This is a genomic window from Pseudomonas edaphica, assembly GCF_005863185.1.
GTDB classification, from domain to species: Bacteria; Pseudomonadota; Gammaproteobacteria; order Pseudomonadales; family Pseudomonadaceae; genus Aquipseudomonas; species Aquipseudomonas edaphica.
The window spans coordinates 1-6,139 of record NZ_VBVZ01000379.1 but is presented as its reverse complement, the minus strand read 5'-3'; the positions used below and the strand labels follow the sequence as shown (position 1 = coordinate 6,139).

6 protein-coding genes are annotated in these 6,139 nt (G+C 56.1%); all 6 read left to right on the top strand.

The window, feature by feature from the left end; genetic code table 11:
- The coding region (locus FEM54_RS34100) for a hypothetical protein (protein WP_171045880.1) at positions 1-860 on the top strand (860 nt) is incomplete at its 5' end.
- Positions 861-1,415: 555 nt separating this feature from the next.
- Complete coding sequence (locus FEM54_RS22025; protein WP_138453004.1) at positions 1,416-2,123, top strand: hypothetical protein; 708 nt, start codon at positions 1,416-1,418, stop codon at positions 2,121-2,123.
- A 487-nt stretch (positions 2,124-2,610) separates the two neighbouring features.
- Positions 2,611-3,705, top strand: coding sequence for a hypothetical protein (locus tag FEM54_RS22020; protein WP_240792781.1), 1,095 nt, complete (start codon positions 2,611-2,613; stop codon positions 3,703-3,705).
- Positions 3,706-3,818: 113 nt separating this feature from the next.
- On the top strand, positions 3,819-5,168 hold the full coding sequence (gene mpl / locus FEM54_RS22015) for a UDP-N-acetylmuramate:L-alanyl-gamma-D-glutamyl-meso-diaminopimelate ligase (RefSeq protein WP_138453002.1): 1,350 nt from the start codon (positions 3,819-3,821) through the stop codon (positions 5,166-5,168).
- On the top strand, positions 5,165-5,794 hold the full coding sequence (gene ubiX, locus FEM54_RS22010; RefSeq protein WP_017136038.1) for a flavin prenyltransferase UbiX: 630 nt from the start codon (positions 5,165-5,167) through the stop codon (positions 5,792-5,794). The genes mpl and ubiX overlap by 4 nt, the downstream gene beginning before the upstream one ends.
- Positions 5,787-6,071: a YceK/YidQ family lipoprotein gene (locus FEM54_RS22005; RefSeq protein ID WP_138453000.1), complete on the top strand. Its 285-nt coding sequence runs from the start codon at positions 5,787-5,789 to the stop codon at positions 6,069-6,071. Before ubiX ends, FEM54_RS22005 begins: the two co-directional genes overlap by 8 nt.
- Positions 6,072-6,139 lie beyond the last annotated feature (68 nt).

Below are 6,139 nucleotides of genomic sequence, written 5' to 3'. Positions count from 1 at the left end.
TTCCAGCCCTGGGAAAAATTGTTAAGGAAAAGGGAGTGCCGGCAGAGCAGCCAAATTTTGACGATCGCAGGTATTTTTCTCCGGGTTACGAGGCACGAGTCCCTGGCACGTACAATGTGTTTACAGAATTTGCCACCAATAATGAGCGTGATTCGCCTGATGTAATCGGTGAAGCAAGAACGCCGTATTTTTCTCAACGGAACGGTTCGCTGGGTGCCGCGGTGGGTGATTTTTTTACCAAGGATTATGATTATTTAAAAACAAAGCTTTTCGGTGAAACGAGGATTGAAAAGAACACCAGGGCTAATCAAGCTGTCAACAATTTTCTCCTTTCGCTTATTCCCTTCTATGATGGTATTAAAGATGCGATCGACGGCAATGTTGCCGGAGCAGCTTTTAATATCGGGTTCGATTTTTTAGGGTTTTTTCTCCCTGGGGCAAGTGCCGCGAATAGAGCCTTGAAGCTTGGTAAGTCAGCAGGCAAGGTGCTCAAGCGGTCTTTTTTTGCAGGCGTCGGTGCTTCTGTGGGTGTTACCGATATCGTTGATCTGCCGAAAAACTTTAAACGGGGGATAGTCGCCTTAGGTAAGGATTTAAAGACGGTGCGCAAACATTCAGATGAGGTGCTTGCTCGACTGAAAGGGAATTACAGATTTTATGAGGTGACAGGAAGTTACAAGGAGGGTGATATTGTCAAGGGCTTCTATCAGGTGGAGTCGGACGGTGTAAGCAGGCCAGTAGTTGCGCTATTTAAAAAGGGCGCTTGGTATGCATACAGTACTGTTACCAATACACCCTTTGGCCCTCAGTTAGCACAGTTTGGAGTGCTGAATGCACTGACGCCTTCGGATAAACCATAATGGTTTTAACGGGCGCGGCTTAGCGAAAAAGTCGCCGCGCCCGTCTGAGTTGTTAATAAGTTCGCGTTTGGTTGAGTCGTCGGGCTGCGATTTTTAGTATCCGTGCGGCTGACGCACTGTGCCTGTGTGCCTGGATCGTTTTTGCCGACGTTGTTGTAGGTCAGTGGCGAGTGTGTATTTTTTTATAGCCTGGAACTGTATGAGGTATTTGTGTCACCTAATGGCTGAAGGAAATGGATGGCTTTCTAATTAAAACTAATTATTAGGCAGAACGTTATGATATTTGCAAATGCAGTTGAACGGCCATTGGTATGCTCAAAGATTTCGAATTTTTTCAGTGGCGGATGGACCAGAAGCGAGCCGCCTAGCCCTGTAAGAACACCTGATGCTCCCAAGATAGAGGGCGCGGCAGCGGCCAAACCCGCAGACGGTAGCAATAACGGTTTTGATCAGGGGTTCATTGATAAACAAGTGACATCCCTCGAAGGCCCGGGGCACGCCAGTGGCCAACGACAGCCGGGGGAGGCCCCTGATACAAATGCCACTGCTTCGCAAGTGGCTGACTATAAAGAAGCGAACAGGAAAAAGTGGCAAACGCAAAAAGATGCTGAAGCCCGTGACAAGTTGTTCGGTCAGCCCACACCGGGTCGAGTCGATGGGCAAGAGGTTCCACCGTTCTCTTCTCGAGCGCTTGAGGAAAATGCAGCGGATTTAAGCAAAGCCTCAGGGGCGGAGTCCAAGTTTGAGCTGGGTAAGGCATATAAAAATGCACTGGTGACTTCATCGATTACTTTGCCAGTTACGATAGTTGCTTTTGTGACCATCGGAACTATCAATGAAACTATTAAACCTCACCTCAGTGCAACCCCCGCTGCTGAGGGTGCCACCGCTGCTGAGGGTGTCACCGTTGCTGAGGGCGCCCCCGTTGATGAAGGAAAGCTCGTCGATCGTAAGCAGACAAGTGTATTTCAAGTGGCCAATACCTTAGCCAATCTGCGGGGCGAAGGGCATGTTGGGCCATCGGACAAATGGGCAGCGCAAACCGATGAGGAACGTTTGGATTCTCTCGATGCAATACTTGACTATTGCGAGCCCGAACTGGTTAAGGATGCACAAAAGTACGGCGTTAAGTTTCAACCTGCTACCTCGGGCGGTGATAGCGACGATATAAAGACCCGCACAGCTGTCATCGATTCCAGGCTGGCGGCCCTGACGGCACTGTTCGGTGTCTTAAAGGGGAAAGTATCGGGCAGTGCCAACTAGTAGGCCGGCGCGTGTCACGGGTCAGGCGATTGGCGGGAACGAGGTCGACGCTGCGCTGAACGCCTGCACTCTGATTGACCTGCACTCTGATTGAAGAGTGCGGGCTTTTCTTGCGGGTGAAGTAATTTTTTATGACGTGCTTATGTGAGTGCTTCCGGTTTCTGCTGATCTTGCGCATAGCGCTATCGGCGCTGATTGATTGGCATAGAGAAGTGCTGGGCCGGGATGAACACGTTCATCGCGTACGAAAGTGCGCTGCAGCGCCGGCCTGAGCGGCTGTGCAAGTCTAAAAAGATAGCTCGAACAGCAAGGTAGGTGGGAACGCTTAAAGTGTCGAGTTTAACGCTGTGCTTCATCCGTGAGAGGGCTTTGTCTTACAGGGCGTGTTGGCAGGCTCTGGCTGGAACTGTACTGGGTGGGGTGCCCACTCATTCAGGGCAACTGCTTAGAGTGTTTTCATACAATAACAATCACGCTGGTGAACACTATGAACATTATTCCTTCAATGGCCACTTTCATTGCTTCACACCCTGTATCCGTCGACCAGCCTGCTGCGCAGCTCGAGTCGTATAAAGCTGATCCTGCTGATTGGCCTTTGTCGCAAACCAAGGGGGCCATCGAGAGCAAAAACCTCAAGTGGGGAGGTGGAAGGGGGCCGAGGCCTCCATCTCCACCACCTGCTCCTGTGCCGCCGCCGCTACCACCGCGCCCGCGTCCGCCAGTGCCGCCCAAGCCGAAACCAGATCCTAAACCCGCGCCGCCGAGCAAGCCCGGGCCTGCACCCAAGCCCCAGGGCGGTGGGTTCAAGGACGCGGGGAGCACTGTCATGCAGATCAATAAAATCAAGGCCAATGACGAGTTGATGATGGCCAATTTGCGCAAGCAGGCGCCTATCAGTGTGGCGGAGGCTGCCAAGCGAGTTTTTGATGCCGACAGACTGGTCAAGGCCGGTGTGATTGATACCGGGCCAAGCGCCCTGCGCGTTGCTCGTGATGCGGCTATCAGTGCCGGTATCACCGGGATGGTCAGCGCGCCGATCAACGTAGCAGCCTATGCAGGCTCCGTGGCCGCCGGAGAGCGGATCAAGTCTTCTTACGCCCCTGGTGTATTGCCGCCACCGTTTTTGCCCGGCGCCAGCAGCCCGCCCAAAAAAGGTGACGCTGCCGAGCACGTTGATTCGACGCCCGATTCGACAGCCGATTCGTCAGGCACGATTGACCAGCGCCTGGATGATTTCGAGATAAAGCTGTTGGGCATGGGCTCCACCGTCATGATTCTGTTGGGCGAGAACAACCGTGTATTTACCAAGAGTGAACGTTGGCCAACCGATAACGACGCACGCTTAAGCAACCTGGAAAAGATACTCAGGTTCTCTGAGCAACAATTGAAGAAGATCACTCGGCAGAACGGTATTATTTTTAAACCATATAAACCCGGCGAACCCATACCTGCCGATGCAGAAGGGCGTCTAGACCTGATCGACAAGAAGTTCAAGCGCATGGACGAGGCCTATGAAAACCTGCGTTTGCTCGCTGCTTTGAAAGCCAGTCAGCGCAACACTCAAGCACCCGCCATCGCTTGAGGATGGCACTATCGAGCGAAATGCCAGACGCGTTTCGCTCGCCCGCTGACCGTTTAAAAGGTGCGATTTCCTACTCCCTGCGCTAACCTGCCTCGATGTTTACGAGGTCAACTATGCACATTCATATTCTGGGTATCTGCGGCACATTCATGGGTTCGATGGCGGTCCTGGCCAAAGAGTTGGGCCATCACGTTACTGGCTCCGACGCCAACGTTTATCCGCCCATGAGCACGCAGCTTCAGGCCCAGGGTATTGAGCTGACCCAAGGTTACGACCCCTCACAGTTCGACCCGGTCCCGGATCTGGTGGTGATCGGTAACGCCATGTCACGTGGTAACCCGGCGGTCGAATATGTACTCAACAAGGGCTTGCCCTATGTCTCCGGCCCGCAATGGCTGGCCGACCATGTGCTGCAAGGCCGCTGGGTTCTTGCTGTGGCGGGCACCCATGGCAAGACCACCACCAGCAGCATGCTGGCCTGGGTGCTTGAGCATGCGGGCATGAGTCCGGGTTTCCTGATCGGCGGTGTGCCGCAGAACTTCTCGGTGTCGGCGCGTTTGGGCGATACGCCGTTTTTTGTGATTGAGGCCGATGAATACGACAGCGCCTTCTTCGACAAGCGCTCCAAGTTCGTCCATTACCGCCCGCGTACCGCGATCCTCAACAATCTTGAGTTCGACCACGCGGACATTTTCCCTGATCTGGCCGCCATTGAGCGCCAGTTCCACCATTTGGTGCGCACCATCCCCAGCGAAGGCCTGGTGATCCACCCGACCACCGAGCCGGCCCTGCAGCGCGTGATCGACATGGGCTGCTGGACGCCGGTGCAAACCACCGGCGCGGGCGGGCAGTGGCAGGTCAAGTTGCTCAGCGAAGACGGCTCGCGCTTTGAAGTGCTGTTCGAGGGTGAGGCCCAAGGCGTCGTCGAATGGGACATGACCGGTCAACATAACGTCGCCAATGCCTTGGTCACCCTGGCGGCCGCACGGCATGTGGGCGTGGTGCCTTCCATGGGCATCGCCGCCTTGAGCGCGTTCAAGAGCGTGAAACGCCGTATGGAAAAAGTCGCAGATGTGAACGGGATTACCATCTACGACGACTTTGCCCACCACCCAACAGCCATTGCGACCACGCTGGATGGCCTGCGCAAGCGCGTCGGTGATGCCAATATCATTGCCATTATTGAGCCGCGCTCCAATTCCATGAAACTCGGCGCGCACCGCGATGGTTTGCCGGAAAGCGTCAACGACGCCGACCAGGTGGTTTGGTACGCCCCGACTAACCTCGGCTGGGACCTGCCGGCGATTGCGGCGCTGTGCACGGTGCCTTCCATCGTGTGCGACTCCATTGAAGCGATCATCGAACACGTCAAACAGCAAGCCAAGCCCGGCACCCATGTGGTGGTCATGAGCAACGGCGGTTTCGGTGGCCTGCACGGCAAGCTGGCCGAGGCGCTCAAATGAGTGGCCCGGAACGCATTACCCTGGCGATGACCGGCGCGTCCGGTGCGCCTTACGGCCTGCGCTTGCTGGACTGCCTGGTGCGCGAAGACCGCGAGGTGCACTTCCTGATTTCCAAGGCCGCGCAACTGGTGCTGGCCACCGAGACGGATGTGCAACTGCCGGCCAAGGTGCAGATGATGCAAGCCTTCCTCACCGAGTACACCGGCGCGGCTGCCGGGCAGATCAAGGTGTACGGTAAAGAAGACTGGATGTCGCCGGTAGCGTCCGGCTCCGGTGCGCCGGCGGCGATGGTGGTAGTGCCGTGCTCCACCGGCACCTTGTCGGCGATTGCCACGGGCGCCTGCAACAACCTGATCGAGCGGGCGGCTGACGTGACCTTGAAGGAGCGCCGCCAGTTGATCCTGGTGCCGCGCGAGGCGCCGTATTCGAGTATTCACCTGGAGCACATGCTCAAGTTGTCGAACATGGGCGTGACCATCTTGCCGGCTTCGCCAGGGTTTTATCACCAGCCGCAAACCATCGATGACCTGGTGGACTTTGTGGTGGCGCGCATTCTCAACCTGCTGAACATTCCCCAGGACATGCTGCCACGTTGGGGCGAGCACCATTTGAGCAGCGATGAATAAGGCGCTGCTGGTAATGTTGGCGCTGCAACTGACAGGCTGCGCCACGGCGCGCACGCTGGATGCCGCGCAACCCGGGGCGCCGGTGGTGTATGCCGGCACGCGGCTGGATGTGTATGCGATCAATGGCGGCTGTTGCGCCAAGGATCGATTCGGCGCTGAGGCGCCGAGCTATCCGCATATCGACCTGCCGGCCAGCGCGGTGCTCGATACCTTGCTGTTGCCGCTGTCGGTATTGACGGTGTTGGGCGTGGGGTTTAACGCAACGGGCGGGCTTTAGTGTTGCGTTGAGTGTGCGGGCCCCATCGCGGGCAAGCCCGGCTCCCACAGGGGAATGCCTTCCAAAGG

Bases quoted from the DNA above. Each gene is read 5' to 3' on its own strand.
- ubiX (WP_017136038.1), top strand. From the start codon at position 5,165: ATGAGTGGCCCGGAACGCATTACCCTGGCGATGACCGGCGCGTCCGGT.
- FEM54_RS22020 (WP_240792781.1), top strand. From the start codon at position 2,611: ATGAACATTATTCCTTCAATGGCCACTTTCATTGCTTCACACCCTGTA.
- FEM54_RS22005 (WP_138453000.1), top strand. From the start codon at position 5,787: ATGAATAAGGCGCTGCTGGTAATGTTGGCGCTGCAACTGACAGGCTGC.
- mpl (WP_138453002.1), top strand. From the start codon at position 3,819: ATGCACATTCATATTCTGGGTATCTGCGGCACATTCATGGGTTCGATG.